Genomic DNA, 17,777 nt, shown 5'->3' with positions numbered 1-17,777 from the left:
CTCGTGTATCGAACATCGTGATCGATCGATCGCAAACCCGCTGCGCAGATGGCGAAGGCGTAGCGGGCTTGCCGAACACCAACGTGAGCGTCTGACGGACGCCACCTGGCACCGTGTGTCGAGTGATAGCTTGGGCCTTGACGTCATCGGTATAACGACGACACCGGCCAGAGCTCAACCGACCACGGTCGAACTTGCAGACAGGCGCGATGGCATCGACTTGGAAAGGCAATGCACGCACAACGACTACGCCAGCCAGAGTTTCTCAAGATCGCGGAAGCCCCAGTCGGTCGGGCTTTCCATCTGCGCGATGCGGTCCTGGCAATCCGGCCGCGAGAGGTCGATGTCCTGCACCAACACGTGGCTGCGCAGCTTGGCCGAATAGAACACGCGCACCCTCGGCTTGAGCAGCGAATCGGGCGACTGCTCGATCACCACCGCCAGCTTCTGCGATTCCAGCCGCACCAATGAGCCGACCGGATAAATGCCGAGTCGACGCACGAACGCCTGAAATACAGCCGGGTCGAAATGCCCCTGCCACGACGCCATGCGCTTGAGCGATTCGGCCGGATCCCAGCCGCGTTTGTAAGGACGGTCCGAGCTGATGGCGTCGTACACATCGCACACCGCGCCCATTCGCGACATCAGCGAGATATTCTCGCCCACCAATCGATTCGGATAACCGCTGCCGTCGATCTTTTCGTGATGATGCAGCGCGATCTCCAGCACCACCGCGCTCTGCACGCCGCCGGCCACCAGCAAACGGTGGCCATCCAGCGGGTGCTGGCGCATGACCTCCATTTCTTCGTCGGTGAGCTTACCCGGCTTGTTGAGAATTTCCAGTGGCGTCACCGCCTTGCCCATGTCGTGCAACAGGCCGCCCATCGCCGCTTCCACCACCTGCGCCTCGGGCAGACCGAGTTGGCGTGCCAACCCGCTCATCAAGCCTGCCACGGCCATTGAATGCAGATAGGTATAATCGTCGGCGGTTTTGAGACGCGCCACGCTGATCAAGGCTTGCGGATGCCGCAGCACCGAATCGTTGATGGCTTCCACCAACGGCATCGCCGCCTCGGTGTCGACCGTGCGACCAAGCCGTACATCGCGAAACATCGCCTCGACCGTGTCGCGGCCGTCTTCGAAAATACGCCGCGCGCGCACCACCTCGGCCTCGATACCGACCTGTGCAGTGACGCTGTTCGTTCGCGCGGTGCGCGCCTTGCCGGCAGGCTCCGGCGGTTCGGGAGCGGATGGCTCGGTTGCAGACGGCAGCGGCGGGCTCGCGGCAACCGGCTCGGCTTGCGCAGCGGCCGCAGGCGCCGCTTCCACATCCAACCCACGCGCGGTATCGATCACCAGTTGCTCGATGCGACTACCATGGATCTTGTCCACATCGTCGGAGTCGACCAGAAACGAGGTCTTCCAGAACGGATGGTGCACCCACGCGCCCAGCAGCTTGTAGACATACATGCCGGGGCGCAGTTGACCTGAGTCGATGGTTTTGAGCATGCCGGCGCTGGTTTGCATGATGTCCAAGGAAGCGCCCGCCACAGGCGTGACAGGTCTTCCCGGTTATCGGCACATGGCAGGATTTCTTTGGTGCGCTCGACCTTGCCAGACAGCGTGACGGCCTATCCGACAACGCAGCACCCGGGTGCGTCGCACGCACCCGTGCACCGCCCGCTATCATGCAAACAGTGCCCGCATCGGGCGACACGTTAGATTGCCGGAGAGTGCCGTGACCCCGATCCGTTCGTTCCTGGACCACACCCCACAGCTAGGCGCACGCGTCTACGTCGACCCGGCCTGTACCATCATCGGCAAGGTGAGCCTGGGCGATGACGTGTCGGTTTGGCCGGGCACGGTGATTCGCGGCGACGTCAATCATGTGCAGATCGGCGCACGTACCAACCTGCAGGACGGCACCATTATCCACGTCAGTCACCACAGCCCGTTCAACAAGGCCGGCTATCCGACCGTGATCGGCGAAGACGTCACCGTCGGCCACGGCACCATCCTGCATGCGTGCACCATCGAAGACCTGTGCCTGATCGGCATGGGCGCCTGCGTGCTCGATGGCGCCACCGTCAAACACTACGGATTTGTCGGCGCCGGTGCGGTGGTCGGCCCGGGCAAGATCGTCGGCGAAGCCGAGTTGTGGCTGGGCAATCCCGCGCGCCTGGCGCGCATGCTCAGCGACAAGGAAATCGAAAGCCTGCATTACTCCGCGCATCATTATGTGCGGCTCAAGGATCAGTATCTGGGCGTGCCCAGCAGCAGCTGATGGCTGCGCTGCCCGCGCGAGCCTTCAAGGCCCGGTCGCACGCTTCAGCGCCGTGAGCATCGTCAGCGCCTGCTCGCGCGATGTGCCACACATTCCATCGACGGCTGCAAACTGCCGCATACCGCCGGACGCGTCGGCGAGCCGAATGAACAGCTGCGTGCTACCGTGCTGGATCACCTGAATGCGCCGCGACGGTTGCAGCAGCAACAGTCGTGACGCGTTCTAATTGCCAGCCACCACTCGCCGATCAGCCGTCCAATTCGCCATGCCCGAGTACCGCTCCAAGACCTCCACCCACGGCCGCAACATGGCCGGCGCCCGCGCACTGTGGCGCGCTACCGGCATGCAGGATGGCGACTTCCACAAGCCCATCATTGCCATCGCCAACTCGTTCACCCAGTTCGTGCCCGGGCACGTGCATCTGAAGGATCTTGGTCAGCTGGTCGCGCGCGAGATCGAACGCGTCGGCGGCGTGGCCAAGGAGTTCGACACCATCGCGGTGGACGACGGCATCGCGATGGGCCACGACGGCATGCTGTATTCATTGCCCAGCCGCGAAATCATCGCCGACTCGGTCGAATATATGGTCAACGCACATTGCGCCGACGCGCTGGTGTGCATTTCCAATTGCGACAAAATCACCCCCGGCATGTTGATGGCCGCGCTACGGCTCAACATCCCGACCGTGTTCGTGTCCGGCGGGCCGATGGAAGCGGGCAAGACCAAGTTGTCCGAACACAAGCTCGACCTGATCGATGCGATGGTGATCGCCGCCGACGATAACGCCTCCGATGAAAAGGTCGCCGAGTTCGAACGCAGCGCCTGCCCCACCTGCGGCTCGTGCTCGGGCATGTTTACCGCCAACTCGATGAACTGCCTGACCGAAGCGCTCGGCCTGTCGTTGCCCGGCAACGGCACCGTGGTGGCCACGCACGCCGACCGCGAGCAGTTGTTTCTGCGCGCCGGACGCGTTGCGGTGGAGCTGTGTCATCGCTGGTATGGCGGCGAAGATCCCACCGCTCTGCCGCGCGGCATCGCCACCTTCGAGGCATTCGAAAACGCGATGACCCTGGACATCGCGATGGGCGGATCGACCAACACCATTTTGCATCTGCTCGCCGCCGCGCAGGAAGGCGAAGTACCGTTCGGCATGCGCGATATCGATCGTCTATCCAAGCGCGTGCCGCAGCTCTGCAAAGTCGCACCCAACACGCCTCAGTACCACATCGAAGACGTGCATCGCGCTGGCGGCATCATGGCCATCCTCGGCGAACTCGCGCGCGGTGGCCTGCTGCATACCAACGCAGCCACCGTGCACGCACGCAGCTTGGCGGACGCCATCGCGCAATGGGACATCACCCAGACCGACGATGAGAGCGTGCACACGTTCTACATGGCGGGTCCGGCCGGCATTCCCACGCAGATCGCCTTCAGCCAAGCCACCCGCTGGGACACCCTGGACACCGATCGCAGCGAAGGCTGCATCCGCGATGTCGCGCACGCGTTCTCGCAAGAAGGCGGCCTGGCCGTGCTGTACGGCAATATCGCGCGCGACGGCTGTGTGGTGAAAACCGCCGGCGTGGACGAATCGATCCACGTGTTCGAAGGCAACGCCCGCGTCTACGAAAGCCAGGATTCGGCCGTCAAAGGCATCCTCGCCGACGAAGTCAAAGCCGGCGATATCGTGGTGATCCGCTACGAGGGCCCCAAGGGCGGCCCCGGCATGCAGGAAATGCTGTATCCCACGAGTTACCTCAAATCCAAGGGCCTGGGCAAACAATGCGCCCTGCTCACCGACGGCCGCTTCTCCGGCGGCACCTCGGGCCTGTCCATCGGCCATGCCTCGCCGGAAGCAGCAGCGGGCGGCGCGATCGGCCTGGTGCGCGACGGCGACAAGATCCTGATCGACATTCCAGGTCGCTCGATCAATCTGCGCGTCTGCGACGAGGAACTTGCTGCGCGTCGCGCGGGGCAGGATGCCAAAGGATGGAAGCCGGTCGAAGTACGCCCACGCAAGGTCACCACTGCGTTGAAGGCGTACGCGTTGCTGGCGACCAGCGCAGATAAGGGCGCGGTGCGGGATAAGGCGCTGTTGGATGGGTGAGACCACCCAGCGATTTCCCAAGCGTCGGCAATTTCCATCGAATGCTTGAAACGTGCCAGAGCCGCAATCGATCACGCACCTGATCCAACAGCTTCGGCGCCCGCGTCGATCCAACAGCTTCGGCGCCCGCGTCGCTGGCCAGGCAAACTGCATGCCGACAAAGCCTACGACATCGAACGGTGTCGCACCTTGCTCAAGCAGCGCGGCATCATTGCCCGGATCGCACGCAAGAGCATTGAGCGAAATGATCGGTTGGGCCGTCATCGCTGGGTCGTCGAGCGCACACATGCCTGGTTCGCAGGCATGGGCAAACTGCGCATCCGCTTTGAACGCCGCATCGATATCCACTTGGCGTTGCTCTGGCTTGCTTGCTCCATCATCTGCTTACGACTTCTCCCTGGGTTTTGTTAGCCGCTCTTAGAAGAGCTTGATATACAGGTTGTCGTCGTTCTGCTGTGCCGCGACAGATGTCTGGTGTTCGGCCAATAGGGTGTCCATCTGCTCGACAGCCGATTGCGCGATAGTGAGCGCCACCTTATCGCCAAGGATCGTGGCGATGGCATGCAACGCCCGGGCGAACAAAGACAACGCGACGGCTTCCATGTAGGCCGTATCTGAGCCGATTCTCGCCGAGCGATAGGCGTGCGTGGCACTGCGCAGGGCCGGCGATCCCTGTTCGCAGAGCAGGTAATTCTGTGTGCCGGCAGCCAGTAGCTGCGTGGCATTTGCCGCCGACGCCATGACCGGATGAACCCAGCGCCCGACCCCTGCGGCATCGGCCCGGGCGCCCAGGCCCGGCCAGTGGGCGGCATCGGCGTACCAGGAGGTCTTGCGGCTGTCAGATGCCAATTTATCTGCCCATTGGCTGGCGACGGTCTCTTCCGGTTGCGCCACCTGCCATGCCTTGAAGCGGGCGATCTGGGCGTCGATATGGTGCCGTAATGCGGCCGCGATGCGATCTCCCTCCAGGTCGCCAAGCAGATAGAGAACGTCGACCGCCATCTCAATGGTGCCCTGTGCCAGCATCTGGGCACCCGAATCGTGTTCGTCAGTCAACGCACGCAGCGTTGCCGCATGGGCATCGGCCAATGTTTCGAGGCCATACCAGGCATAGATCAGGGTGGCCGTCATCTTCCCTTTGGTCTGTAACTGCCCTACGCCGTGTGCGAGTTCGGCTTGGCAAGTGTGCATCACCGGGAGTTGACGCTGGCGCAGCGCCGTCAGGGCTGCGGCATGCACGTGCAATTGGTCAGTCGGTTGTTTATTCAACAAGGCGCAGTGTCCGTGTGTGGGGTTGCGTTGCGATCATGCGATGCCTCTCACTACCGGCTATAGGACGGCGGCTCGCGCGTGCTGGTCAACTCTGCTTCCAGTGTCTGCTGCTGGGTCTGCACGTGCTGGAGGGTGGCCTGCATCGACGGCGCCGGTTCGCGCAGGTCTAGGCTGAAGCGGTTGTAGCAGGCATCGAGATCGATGACATAGAGCGTATCGCCCTTGACCGCGAACTGATTATTCCCCCCTGGGCTCATGTCATAGAGCGCCATCTGGCCGACGACCTGATGCAGGCGTTCCTCGGACATCGGCACGTCCTTGCCTTCCAGGGTGGTCTTGGTCTGGGCGTAGAGCGCGTGCAGTGGGGAATTGGGGTTGCTGTAGGGTTCCAGCGCCTTGGGCGCGGCTTGCTCTTGAGCCGGGGTCAGGTCGGGGCGCGGCGGGGCCGGGTGCTGGGCGAGGGCATCGGCCAAATGGGAAGAGGCAGGCTGGGCGTGATCGGCAAGATGGCGACCTGGGGCGAGGTCCTGCGCCTTCTGGCGGGTGGCGAACTGGGCATGCGTTTGCAGTGCTTCGAGTGTGCCTGGATCAGCGATGCCGGTGGTGTTGCGGCCGGTCCAGAGTTGGAAGTTCTCCACCGCCTGCTGAGTGCGTGGGCCGTAGTGCCTGTCGTCCTTGATGGCGTTGCCATCGCGGTCGGTGGCGCCGATGGTTTGCAAGTGTTGTTGCAAGGCGTGCACGGCGGCGCCGCGGTCGCCGGGCTCCAGGGGCTGTGTCGTCGTCAGCGGGAGGTGTGGTGGTTTCGCCGTCGGCGGGGTGAGCGGCACATGGCCCGTCGTTGGCCCGCCCACAATGGGATTGTCATGCCGTGTGGCGCTCTGCGAGTGCGCCGCTGATGGCATGCCGGGCATGTGCTGATCGAGGGTGGTCGCATGCGCATGCACGCTCTGGTGCAAGGTGCCAGCGTCATGGCCGTGGTGCGCGTGCGCTGATGCAGGGCTGTGGTGGTGAAGCGACGGATGCGTGACGTGCAGCAGGCTGTGGGTTTGGCCGTTGCGGTTGAGATTGACGTCGAGGGTGCCGTCTTGATTTTGAGCAAGGGCAAGTTCGCTGCGGGAGACCTCCGACCACTGGCCACCGACGAAGGCGCGCCCGTGTCCATCCCGATCCCATTGCACGAAGTCTTTGCCTTCGGCGTAGAAACCACGGGAGTTGGATTTGGCGGGATCGCCGTAATTGTGCGAATTGCCGTGTTCGAGCGCTTGCACAAAGGCGCGCCCTTGAACCGGATCGACAAAGACGGCTTTGACCGTGGCGTAGTGCTCGGCAAGGTGGGGATGTTTGGGGTCGGCGTGTAGTTGAGTGGGGTCGACCAGGGGATTGGCCATGACGGCCTGCCAGGGGGCTTGTAGGGGGTTGGCTTCGCTAACACGTCGAATAGCATTGAGCGTTTCGGCACCAGATAATGCTGCGTCACGACCAGTTCGCATGTACTCTGGGGAAGAGTCGATCTTATTGTTAATTTCGGAAAAGCTTCTTATTTTATTATTTTCTATGTCTCCGAGAATTCCTGAACTATGCTTTGATCCAACAACAAAAGCCGGGTTTTGATTGTATGCTTTTGCTAAGGAGGAAAATATTTTCACCTGATTTTCAGGCGTTGCGTTTTTATAAAGATCGGTAGTTTTTAAGCGTTTTCCGACGTCGTTTATCAAGATGTCAACTTGCCTGATATCTTGTTTGTGAACGAAGCTTTTTCCATCATTGGTTGACAAGTAAGTATTTAGGTGTGATTTTAAATTTTTATCTATATCGACGCCGGCAGCAGGTAGGAGGCTGCTTTGGATTTGCGATCCATGATGCTCGCTCATATATTTTTTATTGTGGGCATCATATTGCGGGTCGCGAATATGATGCCCATCCCGACTCAGGAGAAATGCGAAACGCGAAGCATCCTGCTCTTTCAGCATCCAATCTGGATGATTAGCTGCAGCCCATTTTTGAAATGAACTTACGAGATTGCTTGCAATATCTTTGTTGGCGCCAAAGTCAGTTTGCATTTCACCTATAGTGTAGCCACTATTGCCAATTGGCTTGAGCATTTCTGAGCCATCTTCATTATTCGGCACAGGGTTGCCGCAGAAACCAAGTTGATAAGCTATATCAGAGCCTTCTGAGCCGACACCAATTGCATAGTATGCTACGGCACGCAATTCGTCATCTGTTAAATTTTGCATAATATATTGCCTATTCTGTAAATATTAAAATTAAATTTTAACTAGTGCATTTGCTATCTTTAATTAAGACATTTCCATTAATAGTCGGGTGTAACAAGAGATGTTTTTCAAATTCATTTCCATTTTTACCAAGCGTTAGCTTGTACCATATCAGATCTCTGCCTTGACGGACAAAATAGTCGCTAGATTCAGATTCGTACTCAGGACAGATTGGATGGTCTGAATTTTCATCATCCCCACAATAATGTACGAATAGCTTTCCGTTCTTGATGCTACCCTTGAGTTTTCCAGACGTGCCTGATCCTCGTGTACTCCCATCACTCCATTTCCCGTCCACTTGATTTTCTTTCTGAGTCAATTCAATCGATGCTACCTGTTGAGGGCCGCAGGTCTGTTCATAAACCCATTTTCCATTGAATTTATTATTCTTGGCGGATGCTTGGATAAAAAATCCAATAGATATTACTGCAAGTAAGTAAGTAAAAAATTTCATAATTTTATCCCGGTGAATTTTCTTGTTGCAAATTAAATTAATTATTATTTTCGGACTGATATATGCGCGATAGTCACTATTTCCAACTGGCTTTAACATTGCCGAACCGTCTCTTTCATGTATGATACTGCCTGCAATACTGAACTGATTAGGAAATATCCCCGCTCTCTGAGCTTACTCCGCTGCAATAATATGTCAAAGCGCGCAACTCGTTGTCAGTTAAGTTCGGCATCATTAATCGTCCTTGCAGGATAGGTTTGAGGATGTTGGAAGTTCTAACGCATCTGCCAAGTAGCCTGTGGGATTCTGTATGCTTTTATTTTTGATCTGAGAGACTGCATCGCGCACTTCTTTTTCAGCAAAAACGCTCAATGCTGGGGCAGAACCAGCCGGGGACAGATCAGACTTTTTTAGTCGGAATACGAAGCAACCTTCGGCAGCCAAAAATGTACCATCGTTCAAGTCAATTGCGGATGTAATAGAAGAGTGAAAGCTTCCAGTTGTGCACTCTTTGGGTCCACTCATCGAATGATAAATTGGGAATTTACTCCATTTTGGAGTGGATTTCGAATCCCTGTTATCGATGGAAATCGTAGAATTTAATCTTGCATAGCAGCCATCTTTATCATTTTTCAAATATATGCTGGATCCGCCGAAGTTTATCCCCGGCAACTCTAATGGCGAGGCAGTTCCGGAAAATTCGTAATCCTGCCCTATGCTGGAATGAAATTTCCCCTCGGGGTCGGTAAAGGACTGTTCCTGATGGCCATCGTCTTCCCTGTCTACCTTGACTTTCATTTTCTGGCCACTGAAAAAATCCAATGCCTCGACATTCTCCCCCCCAGCAGGCTCCGACACGACCCATGCGCGGAGCTTGCCATGGTCGTTTTCAACAAACATCGTCATGGCGTTTGGAAGAATACGTTGTGCAATCCCGTTATCAGGCCATGCTGGCTTAGGCACGGCATGCCCGGCTGTTGGTTGGACGGCGCTGGCGTTTGCAAGTACAAACCCCAGTACCGATCCAACGATGGCGAAGCCGATTTTTCTGCGGATAAAATGGCGATTAATGCGTTTTTTCATGTGTGCTGTCCTCGCGATTAAATGGCCGACTCAAGTTCCAAGTGTAAATTGAATCAAATGAATTGCCTCAGTCCACGAAAGGGACGTCCTTGCCTGCCCCAGTCCGCTGATCACGTATCACGACCATCGGCGCAATCTCCACCGGCGGCAGGATGCGCTTGCTGAAGAAGGTATCCTTGAAAAACCAGTTCTTCTTGCAGCGGATCGGCTTGCATCCTTCGAGGAACAGCAACGCGTCGTCGTTGGGCAGTTCCTTGAGTTCCTGGGGCAGCATCAACGCCCGTTTTTCTTCGGTGTAGTTGATGTTGTAACTGCTCCCTTGCGCGCTGCGACCGTGAGAGCGGTGCTTGCGGCGGATGGTCTTGAACCCCAGCTGCTCGCTATAGGCGTTGGCGTCGGTCTGTTCGCGCGGGGTGTAGACCGCGCTGCCGGCGTGGTTGGTGGTGAAGTTCTGGGCGTCGTGCTCGCCGTAGACCGAGCGCAGTTGGGCGTTGCTCTGGATGATGCACAGGTCGCGCACTCCGTAGCTGGCCGAGATCGAAATCCGCTTGGCCCACACGTCCATCCGCCCCATGGCGGTGAATTCGTCCATCAGCATCAACATCTGGTACTTGAGCGATGGGTCATCGCCCAGTTGCCTGTCCAGATTGTTGCCGATCACGGTGCTGAAGAAAATGTTCAGCAACTTGCCGCTTTCGTCGAGTTTCTGGGCGGGAACGACCGTGTAGATGGTGGTCTTGCGCTTGCGGATGGCGGTCACGTCGAAGTCGGTGGCATTGGTGGCCGCTGCCAGGACCGGATTCAGGAACTGCTGCAACGGCGCCTGCAGGGTGGCGATGACGCTGGAGAAGGTCTGCTCGGCCATCCCTGCCAGGTTGCGCAGGGTGGTGCGGGTCTGCTCGCTGACGAAGGGAAACTGCTGTTGGCCCGAGGCCGACAGCCAGCGTTCGACCATGCGCTTGACGCCCTTGCTCCCTGCACCGGACGAGAGCCGCAGGATGCGTTCGAAGCTCGGAAACGCAGGGTGCACGTTGGGATCGAGAGGGGTTGGGGAGTCGGGCTTTCCTTGTGCGTTGGTTCCTGGGAAACCGGTACGTTCCATGTCGTTCCAGTTTTCGAACATGAACGAAGCGAAGGCGACAAAGATGGCACGGGCCTGGGTCGCCCAGAACGGGTCCTTTGCGGAGTCGTCCGGGTAGAGGATGGCGGCGATCGTTTGCAGGTCGGCGATGTACTGGCCCGGCCTGACAAAGGACAGCGGATTGAATCTATGGGTTTTGCCATCGGTGGCATAAGGGGCGAACTTGTAGATACGCTGTCCTTGCGAGGCCCGCCAGCCGCTGGTTTCCTTGAACAACTCGCCCTTGATGTCGAGCACGCACATCGAGTGCTCGTAGGTCAGCAGCACCGGAATGGCGATGCAGGTGGTCTTGCCGCTGCGGGTGGGCGCCACCACCATCACGTGGCGCGCACCGTTGATGTAGAGGTAACGCCCCCGGTACTTGCCGACGACGATGCTCTCGGGTTTTTTCTCCAACAAGTCGGCCCGCTTCATGTCGTGCAGGCTGGCAAAACCGGCATCGCCATGCACAGACGCATCGCGTTGACTCAGTCGCAAGAGCATCAGGGCCAACGGCAGCCAAAGCATGAACATCAGGCCGAAGCCCAGCATGCCGCCGATCCTGATCTTCATCGCGTACGGGCGGACCTGCGGCAGGTCCAGGGCGCGCACGTATTGGGTGTAGGTGCTCCACTCAAGCGGAATGTCGAGCTTGAGCAGTTGCAAGGTGATGTAACCGGACAGGTACAGGCCAGCGAATGCGGCAAGTAGAAGCAAGGCCAGTGCGGTTCCTAAGCGGGCTTTCATTCCCATGGTGACGATCCTTTGTAAATCCTTTCAAGGCGCAGTCTTCGTGGTGCAAGTTCGGCTTGGCAAGTGTGCATCACCGGGAGTTGACGCTGGCGCAGCGCCGTCAGGGCTGCGGCATGCACGTGCAATTGGTCAGTCGGTTGTTTATTCAACAAGGCGCAGTGTCCGTGTGTGGGGTTGCGTTGCGATCATGCGATGCCTCTCACTACCGGCTATAGGACGGCGGCTCGCGCGTGCTGGTCAACTCTGCTTCCAGTGTCTGCTGCTGGGTCTGCACGTGCTGGAGGGTGGCCTGCATCGACGGCGCCGGTTCGCGCAGGTCTAGGCTGAAGCGGTTGTAGCAGGCATCGAGATCGATGACATAGAGCGTATCGCCCTTGACCGCGAACTGATTATTCCCCCCTGGGCTCATGTCATAGAGCGCCATCTGGCCGACGACCTGATGCAGGCGTTCCTCGGACATCGGCACGTCCTTGCCTTCCAGGGTGGTCTTGGTCTGGGCGTAGAGCGCGTGCAGTGGGGAATTGGGGTTGCTGTAGGGTTCCAGCGCCTTGGGCGCGGCTTGCTCTTGAGCCGGGGTCAGGTCGGGGCGCGGCGGGGCCGGGTGCTGGGCGAGGGCATCGGCCAAATGGGAAGAGGCAGGCTGGGCGTGATCGGCAAGATGGCGACCTGGGGCGAGGTCCTGCGCCTTCTGGCGGGTGGCGAACTGGGCATGCGTTTGCAGTGCTTCGAGTGTGCCTGGATCAGCGATGCCGGTGGTGTTGCGGCCGGTCCAGAGTTGGAAGTTCTCCACCGCCTGCTGAGTGCGTGGGCCGTAGTGCCTGTCGTCCTTGATGGCGTTGCCATCGCGGTCGGTGGCGCCGATGGTTTGCAAGTGTTGTTGCAAGGCGTGCACGGCGGCGCCGCGGTCGCCGGGCTCCAGGGGCTGTGTCGTCGTCAGCGGGAGGTGTGGTGGTTTCGCCGTCGGCGGGGTGAGCGGCACATGGCCCGTCGTTGGCCCGCCCACAATGGGATTGTCATGCCGTGTGGCGCTCTGCGAGTGCGCCGCTGATGGCATGCCGGGCATGTGCTGATCGAGGGTGGTCGCATGCGCATGCACGCTCTGGTGCAAGGTGCCAGCGTCATGGCCGTGGTGCGCGTGCGCTGATGCAGGGCTGTGGTGGTGAAGCGACGGATGCGTGACGTGCAGCAGGCTGTGGGTTTGGCCGTTGCGGTTGAGATTGACGTCGAGGGTGCCGTCTTGATTTTGAGCAAGGGCAAGTTCGCTGCGGGAGACCTCCGACCACTGGCCACCGACGAAGGCGCGCCCGTGTCCATCCCGATCCCATTGCACGAAGTCTTTGCCTTCGGCGTAGAAACCACGGGAGTTGGATTTGGCGGGATCGCCGTAATTGTGCGAATTGCCGTGTTCGAGCGCTTGCACAAAGGCGCGCCCTTGAACCGGATCGACAAAGACGGCTTTGACCGTGGCGTATTGCTCGGCAAGGTGGGGATGTTTGGGGTCGGCGTGTAGTTGAGTGGGGTCGACCAGGGGATTGGCCATGACGGCCTGCCAGGGGGCGTGTAGGGGGTTGGCTTCGCTTGCGTTGCGCAAGGCGTTGAAGGTCTCGGCGCCTCTCAGTGCGGCATCGCGGCCAGACTCCATGTAGGTGGACTGGTCCGGGTGCTTTGGGTCTCGTTTTACGAACCCGCTGATTTTCTTGTTTATATCCTCGATGCTTTTTATTTTATTATCATTTATATCATCAATAATATCCTGTCCCCAGATTTCATTCTGGTTGAAGGCTTTGGCTGTTGCGGCGAATATTTTTGCCTGAATTTCTTGTGAGGATTTTTGATAAAGCTCCGTCCTCTTAATAGGGGTGCTAACTCGATCAATTAATTCGCCAATTTGATTTCCATCTTTTTGATGAATAAATTTTTTGCCTGAATCGGAATTTAAGTATGAATTTAGATGTGATTTGAATTCTTGATTTAAATCTGGTCCTTTTTCAGGAATGTTGGCATGAACCTTTAGATCATGTTCGTAATTCGGGTCTCGGATATGGTGTCCCGTTCTTTGTAAGTCATTTGTAAACTGTGTGCGTTGATGGTCATTCAATGTCCAATTTTGATGGTTGGATTTAGACCAATCTTGGAAGGAGTCGACAAGGTCGCGGGCATCTTTAGGGCGTTGTCCAAGGTCTGATTGGAGCGTGCCAATGGAATATCCACTATTGGCGACAGGCTTAAGCATCATTGAACCATCTTTCTCCAGAATCGCTTTGCCTGCAAAGCTGAGCTGGTAAGCAACATCTCCACCTTCAGAACTCACTCCGATACTGTAGTAGGCCAACGCGCGCAATTCATTGTCTGTTAGGTCTGCCATGCTTCAGTCCTCTCTACAAGATACTTCGGAAGTAGTGGATAGATGTAGTGCATTAGCTAGATATAAGCTGGCATCTTGAATGTTATTTCCTTTAGCTTGGTTGATCGCCGTTTTTAATGTGTCTGTATCGATTATATGTAATGATGGCGCCGAACCGACCGGAGACAAGTCGGATTTATGCAAACGAAAAACCCAGCAGCCCTGTGTGACAAGAAAAGTCCCGTCTTCAAGATCGAGAGCAGTGTTGATAAGAGACTTAAATCTACCACTAGGGCATCCTGTTTTTACAGGGGAAGCATGATAAATAAGAACTTTACTCCACTTATTGGGAGCCTCGTCTGGACTATTGATTGCATTCAAATAAACGTCGCATGATGGATTTCCTGCTTGCAGGTTTAAGCTGGGTCCATCAAAGGTGTAGTAGCCCATGCTTGAATTTCTTGAAGGGCCTTTGAAAGAAAGTCCGTTATCTTCACCTGCATGAATCTTTCCGCTGGCGTCAGTAAACGCAAAATCCTGCGTGCCATCTTCCATAAGTTTAACTTTTACTCGCATCTGATTTCCGCTGAAAAAATCGATCGCTTGTACATAATCACCTTTTTTAAGCTCCAATATCCATGCATGCCATTTTCCATTTTCTTTCTCTACGAACATAATAGAGCCATGGGGAAACGTCCGTTGAGCGATACCATTGTTCGGCCACGCCGGTTTCGACGTGGCCTTCTGGCTAGCTTTCGGCTGCGCCATGCTGGCGTTTGCAAGTGCCAACCCCAATGCCGATCCAACGATGGCGAAGCCGATTTTTCTGCGGATAAAATGGCGATTAATGCGTTTTTTCATGTGTGCTGTCCTCGCGATTAAATGGCCGACTCAGGTTCCAAGTGTAAATTGAATCAAATGAATTGCCTCAGTCCACGAAAGGGACGTCCTTGCCTGCCCCAGTCCGCTGATCACGTATCACGACCATCGGCGCAATCTCCACCGGCGGCAGGATGCGCTTGCTGAAGAAGGTATCCTTGAAAAACCAGTTCTTCTTGCAGCGGATCGGCTTGCATCCTTCGAGGAACAGCAACGCGTCGTCGTTGGGCAGTTCCTTGAGTTCCTGGGGCAGCATCAACGCCCGTTTTTCTTCGGTGTAGTTGATGTTGTAACTGCTCCCTTGCGCGCTGCGACCGTGAGAGCGGTGCTTGCGGCGGATGGTCTTGAACCCCAGCTGCTCGCTATAGGCGTTGGCGTCGGTCTGTTCGCGCGGGGTGTAGACCGCGCTGCCGGCGTGGTTGGTGGTGAAGTTCTGGGCGTCGTGCTCGCCGTAGACCGAGCGCAGTTGGGCGTTGCTCTGGATGATGCACAGGTCGCGCACTCCGTAGCTGGCCGAGATCGAAATCCGCTTGGCCCACACGTCCATCCGCCCCATGGCGGTGAATTCGTCCATCAGCATCAACATCTGGTACTTGAGCGATGGGTCATCGCCCAGTTGCCTGTCCAGATTGTTGCCGATCACGGTGCTGAAGAAAATGTTCAGCAACTTGCCGCTTTCGTCGAGTTTCTGGGCGGGAACGACCGTGTAGATGGTGGTCTTGCGCTTGCGGATGGCGGTCACGTCGAAGTCGGTGGCATTGGTGGCCGCTGCCAGGACCGGATTCAGGAACTGCTGCAACGGCGCCTGCAGGGTGGCGATGACGCTGGAGAAGGTCTGCTCGGCCATCCCTGCCAGGTTGCGCAGGGTGGTGCGGGTCTGCTCGCTGACGAAGGGAAACTGCTGTTGGCCCGAGGCCGACAGCCAGCGTTCGACCATGCGCTTGACGCCCTTGCTCCCTGCACCGGACGAGAGCCGCAGGATGCGTTCGAAGCTCGGAAACGCAGGGTGCACGTTGGGATCGAGAGGGGTTGGGGAGTCGGGCTTTCCTTGTGCGTTGGTTCCTGGGAAACCGGTACGTTCCATGTCGTTCCAGTTTTCGAACATGAACGAAGCGAAGGCGACAAAGATGGCACGGGCCTGGGTCGCCCAGAACGGGTCCTTTGCGGAGTCGTCCGGGTAGAGGATGGCGGCGATCGTTTGCAGGTCGGCGATGTACTGGCCCGGCCTGACAAAGGACAGCGGATTGAATCTATGGGTTTTGCCATCGGTGGCATAAGGGGCGAACTTGTAGATACGCTGTCCTTGCGAGGCCCGCCAGCCGCTGGTTTCCTTGAACAACTCGCCCTTGATGTCGAGCACGCACATCGAGTGCTCGTAGGTCAGCAGCACCGGAATGGCGATGCAGGTGGTCTTGCCGCTGCGGGTGGGCGCCACCACCATCACGTGGCGCGCACCGTTGATGTAGAGGTAACGCCCCCGGTACTTGCCGACGACGATGCTCTCGGGTTTTTTCTCCAACAAGTCGGCCCGCTTCATGTCGTGCAGGCTGGCAAAACCGGCATCGCCATGCACAGACGCATCGCGTTGACTCAGTCGCAAGAGCATCAGGGCCAACGGCAGCCAAAGCATGAACATCAGGCCGAAGCCCAGCATGCCGCCGATCCTGATCTTCATCGCGTACGGGCGGACCTGCGGCAGGTCCAGGGCGCGCACGTATTGGGTGTAGGTGCTCCACTCAAGCGGAATGTCGAGCTTGAGCAGTTGCAAGGTGATGTAACCGGACAGGTACAGGCCAGCGAATGCGGCAAGTAGAAGCAAGGCCAGTGCGGTTCCTAAGCGGGCTTTCATTCCCATGGTGACGATCCTTTGTAAATCCTTTTTAGCGGTCGCACCCTACGTGTTGGCGTGTGGCGCACTCCATCCACCCAGGCAATTGTCTCGCCTCGGTTGAGGGTAGCGGGGCGGCGTTTAACTTTTCAAGCCATGAGCTGTCACGCCAGGGCCTTCGGGTGTTTGATCCCAGGTTTTGATGGTGCACTCTTTTCCCTCGAATGGAAGGAAGCACTATGGGCCAGGTTCTGCATGGGAGCGCCACTACGACGGAGGCGATCCGTCGAGCGATACAACAGAGTCAAGAGAGCCTGAGAGCGCTTTCCAAGCGCTACGGCATCAATCAAAAGACGGTGGCGAAGTGGAAGAAGCGCAGTTCGGTTGCGGATCTGCCAACTGGGCCGACGCACCCACGTTCCACGGTGTTGTCCATTGAGGATGAGGCGGCGATCGTCGCCTTCCGCAGGCACACATTGCTGCCGCTGGACGACTGTCTCTACGCACTGCAGCCGAGCATCCCGCATCTGACGCGCTCATCATTGCACCGCTGCCTGCAGCGCCATGACATCTCGCGACTGCCAGACATCAAGGGCGACAAAATCGACATCGCACAGGTGCAAACGGCCCAGGGCAAGCTCTATCTGTTCGTGGCCATCGACAGAACGTCCAAGTTTGCGCTCACCGAGCTTCATCCCTCGGCCAACAAGCTGAGTTCCTGCGCAATGTGATTCAGGCGGTGCCCTACACCCTGCATACGGTTCTGACGGATAACGGCATCCAGTTCACCAACCGCAGTTCCGACCGCTACGCCTTCGTGCATCTCTTCAGTCGCCTCTGCGAGGAGCACGGCATCCAACACCGCCTAACCAAGGTCAAGCATCCCTGGACCAACGGGCAGGTCGAGCGGATGAATCGGACGATCAAGCAAGCCACTGTCAAACGCTTCCATTACGACGATCACGCACAACTGCAACAGCATCTGCCCAACTTCATCGACGCCTACAACTACGGTTGCAGGCTCAAGGCACTGAAGGGTCTGACACCGTACGAATTCATCTGCAAACAGTGGACATCCGAACCCGAGCGGTTCAAGGTGGACCCGATCCATCTGATGCCGGGACTGAACAGCGGCGCATTGGGCGCGCTGCGGCGTTTAGCGGAGGCGCGAATTTTTGAGGTTTGCATCACAAATTCACACTGGCCGCCTGTCCCTACGAATCTGCCGACCGTGGGTGACTGCGTGATGGTGTCGCCGCGTTGTACCAGCTGCAACGTTCGCATCTGGACGGCAGCGAGGGCAGCCGGGAGCGGCTCGACCGTTCTCGCTGCCAAGCCTGAGACGGTGCGGGCAGGCGATCTGACCAGCCCCCTCGCCTC

12 protein-coding genes and 2 pseudogenes are annotated in these 17,777 nt (G+C 57.7%); 4 read left to right on the top strand and 10 right to left on the bottom strand.

Annotated features, from left to right (window positions below):
* Positions 1–246: 246 nt before the first annotated feature.
* Positions 247–1,509, bottom strand: a complete 1,263-nt coding sequence (locus J5I97_RS01440; protein ID WP_208591501.1) for an HD-GYP domain-containing protein — start codon at positions 1,507–1,509, stop codon at positions 247–249.
* Between the two features lie 229 nt (positions 1,510–1,738).
* Here J5I97_RS01440 and J5I97_RS01435 point away from each other — a divergent pair, with 229 nt between their 5' ends.
* Positions 1,739–2,284, top strand: a complete 546-nt coding sequence (locus J5I97_RS01435) for a gamma carbonic anhydrase family protein (RefSeq protein WP_208588525.1) — start codon at positions 1,739–1,741, stop codon at positions 2,282–2,284.
* Between the two features lie 24 nt (positions 2,285–2,308).
* Here the strand turns inward: J5I97_RS01435 and J5I97_RS01430 are convergent, their stop codons facing one another.
* Entirely contained in the window at positions 2,309–2,491 is a 183-nt protein-coding gene (locus J5I97_RS01430) for a hypothetical protein (protein WP_371885855.1), read from the bottom strand.
* Positions 2,492–2,549: 58 nt separating this feature from the next.
* Between J5I97_RS01430 and ilvD the strand changes: the two genes are divergently transcribed.
* Positions 2,550–4,388, top strand: coding sequence for a dihydroxy-acid dehydratase (gene ilvD / locus J5I97_RS01425; RefSeq protein ID WP_208588524.1), 1,839 nt, complete (start codon positions 2,550–2,552; stop codon positions 4,386–4,388).
* A 123-nt stretch (positions 4,389–4,511) separates the two neighbouring features.
* A pseudogene (locus J5I97_RS01420) lies at positions 4,512–4,799 on the top strand (transposase); the annotation flags it as partial.
* 6 nt (positions 4,800–4,805) lie between these two features.
* Here J5I97_RS01420 and J5I97_RS01415 read toward each other — a convergent pair.
* From J5I97_RS01415 to J5I97_RS01380, 8 genes are all read right to left on the bottom strand, one after another.
* Positions 4,806–5,660, bottom strand: a complete 855-nt coding sequence (locus tag J5I97_RS01415; protein WP_208588516.1) for a hypothetical protein — start codon at positions 5,658–5,660, stop codon at positions 4,806–4,808.
* A gap of 50 nt (positions 5,661–5,710) precedes the next feature.
* The gene (locus J5I97_RS01410; protein ID WP_208588514.1) at positions 5,711–7,897 is read right to left on the bottom strand and encodes a peptidoglycan-binding domain-containing protein; all 2,187 of its coding nucleotides are present in this window, start codon (positions 7,895–7,897) and stop codon (positions 5,711–5,713) included.
* A 37-nt stretch (positions 7,898–7,934) separates the two neighbouring features.
* Positions 7,935–8,390, bottom strand: coding sequence for a hypothetical protein (locus J5I97_RS01405; RefSeq protein WP_208588512.1), 456 nt, complete (start codon positions 8,388–8,390; stop codon positions 7,935–7,937).
* A gap of 234 nt (positions 8,391–8,624) precedes the next feature.
* Positions 8,625–9,473, bottom strand: a complete 849-nt coding sequence (locus J5I97_RS01400) for a hypothetical protein (protein WP_208588511.1) — start codon at positions 9,471–9,473, stop codon at positions 8,625–8,627.
* A gap of 67 nt (positions 9,474–9,540) precedes the next feature.
* Positions 9,541–11,346, bottom strand: a complete 1,806-nt coding sequence (locus J5I97_RS01395; protein WP_345776689.1) for a type IV secretory system conjugative DNA transfer family protein — start codon at positions 11,344–11,346, stop codon at positions 9,541–9,543.
* 202 nt (positions 11,347–11,548) lie between these two features.
* The gene (locus tag J5I97_RS01390) at positions 11,549–13,711 is read right to left on the bottom strand and encodes a peptidoglycan-binding domain-containing protein (protein WP_208588510.1); all 2,163 of its coding nucleotides are present in this window, start codon (positions 13,709–13,711) and stop codon (positions 11,549–11,551) included.
* Between the two features lie 3 nt (positions 13,712–13,714).
* Positions 13,715–14,551, bottom strand: a complete 837-nt coding sequence (locus J5I97_RS01385; protein ID WP_208588509.1) for a hypothetical protein — start codon at positions 14,549–14,551, stop codon at positions 13,715–13,717.
* Positions 14,552–14,618: 67 nt separating this feature from the next.
* A complete protein-coding gene (locus J5I97_RS01380) occupies positions 14,619–16,424 on the bottom strand; it encodes a type IV secretory system conjugative DNA transfer family protein (RefSeq protein ID WP_345776689.1) in 1,806 nt (601 codons plus the stop codon).
* A gap of 212 nt (positions 16,425–16,636) precedes the next feature.
* On the opposite strand from J5I97_RS01380, the pseudogene J5I97_RS01375 reads away from it, so the two are divergent.
* Positions 16,637–17,529: pseudogene (locus tag J5I97_RS01375) on the top strand (IS481 family transposase); the annotation flags it as partial.
* Positions 17,530–17,777: the final 248 nt, after the last annotated feature.

It is taken from the genome of Xanthomonas fragariae (genome assembly GCF_017603965.1).
Taxonomy (GTDB): Bacteria; Pseudomonadota; Gammaproteobacteria; order Xanthomonadales; family Xanthomonadaceae; genus Xanthomonas; species Xanthomonas fragariae_A.
The sequence above is the reverse complement of the archived record's forward strand: the minus strand, read 5'-3'. Positions and strand labels throughout refer to the sequence as shown.

What these genes read in the sequence shown, in the direction of transcription:
- J5I97_RS01440 (WP_208591501.1), bottom strand. Translation starts at nt 1,509, where the DNA reads ATGCTCAAAACCATCGACTCAGGTCAACTGCGCCCCGGCATGTATGTC.
- ilvD (WP_208588524.1), top strand. Translation starts at nt 2,550, where the DNA reads ATGCCCGAGTACCGCTCCAAGACCTCCACCCACGGCCGCAACATGGCC.
- J5I97_RS01410 (WP_208588514.1), bottom strand. Translation starts at nt 7,897, where the DNA reads ATGCAAAATTTAACAGATGACGAATTGCGTGCCGTAGCATACTATGCA.
- J5I97_RS01405 (WP_208588512.1), bottom strand. Translation starts at nt 8,390, where the DNA reads ATGAAATTTTTTACTTACTTACTTGCAGTAATATCTATTGGATTTTTT.
- J5I97_RS01400 (WP_208588511.1), bottom strand. Translation starts at nt 9,473, where the DNA reads ATGAAAAAACGCATTAATCGCCATTTTATCCGCAGAAAAATCGGCTTC.
- J5I97_RS01395 (WP_345776689.1), bottom strand. Translation starts at nt 11,346, where the DNA reads ATGGGAATGAAAGCCCGCTTAGGAACCGCACTGGCCTTGCTTCTACTT.
- J5I97_RS01390 (WP_208588510.1), bottom strand. Translation starts at nt 13,711, where the DNA reads ATGGCAGACCTAACAGACAATGAATTGCGCGCGTTGGCCTACTACAGT.
- J5I97_RS01385 (WP_208588509.1), bottom strand. Translation starts at nt 14,551, where the DNA reads ATGAAAAAACGCATTAATCGCCATTTTATCCGCAGAAAAATCGGCTTC.
- J5I97_RS01380 (WP_345776689.1), bottom strand. Translation starts at nt 16,424, where the DNA reads ATGGGAATGAAAGCCCGCTTAGGAACCGCACTGGCCTTGCTTCTACTT.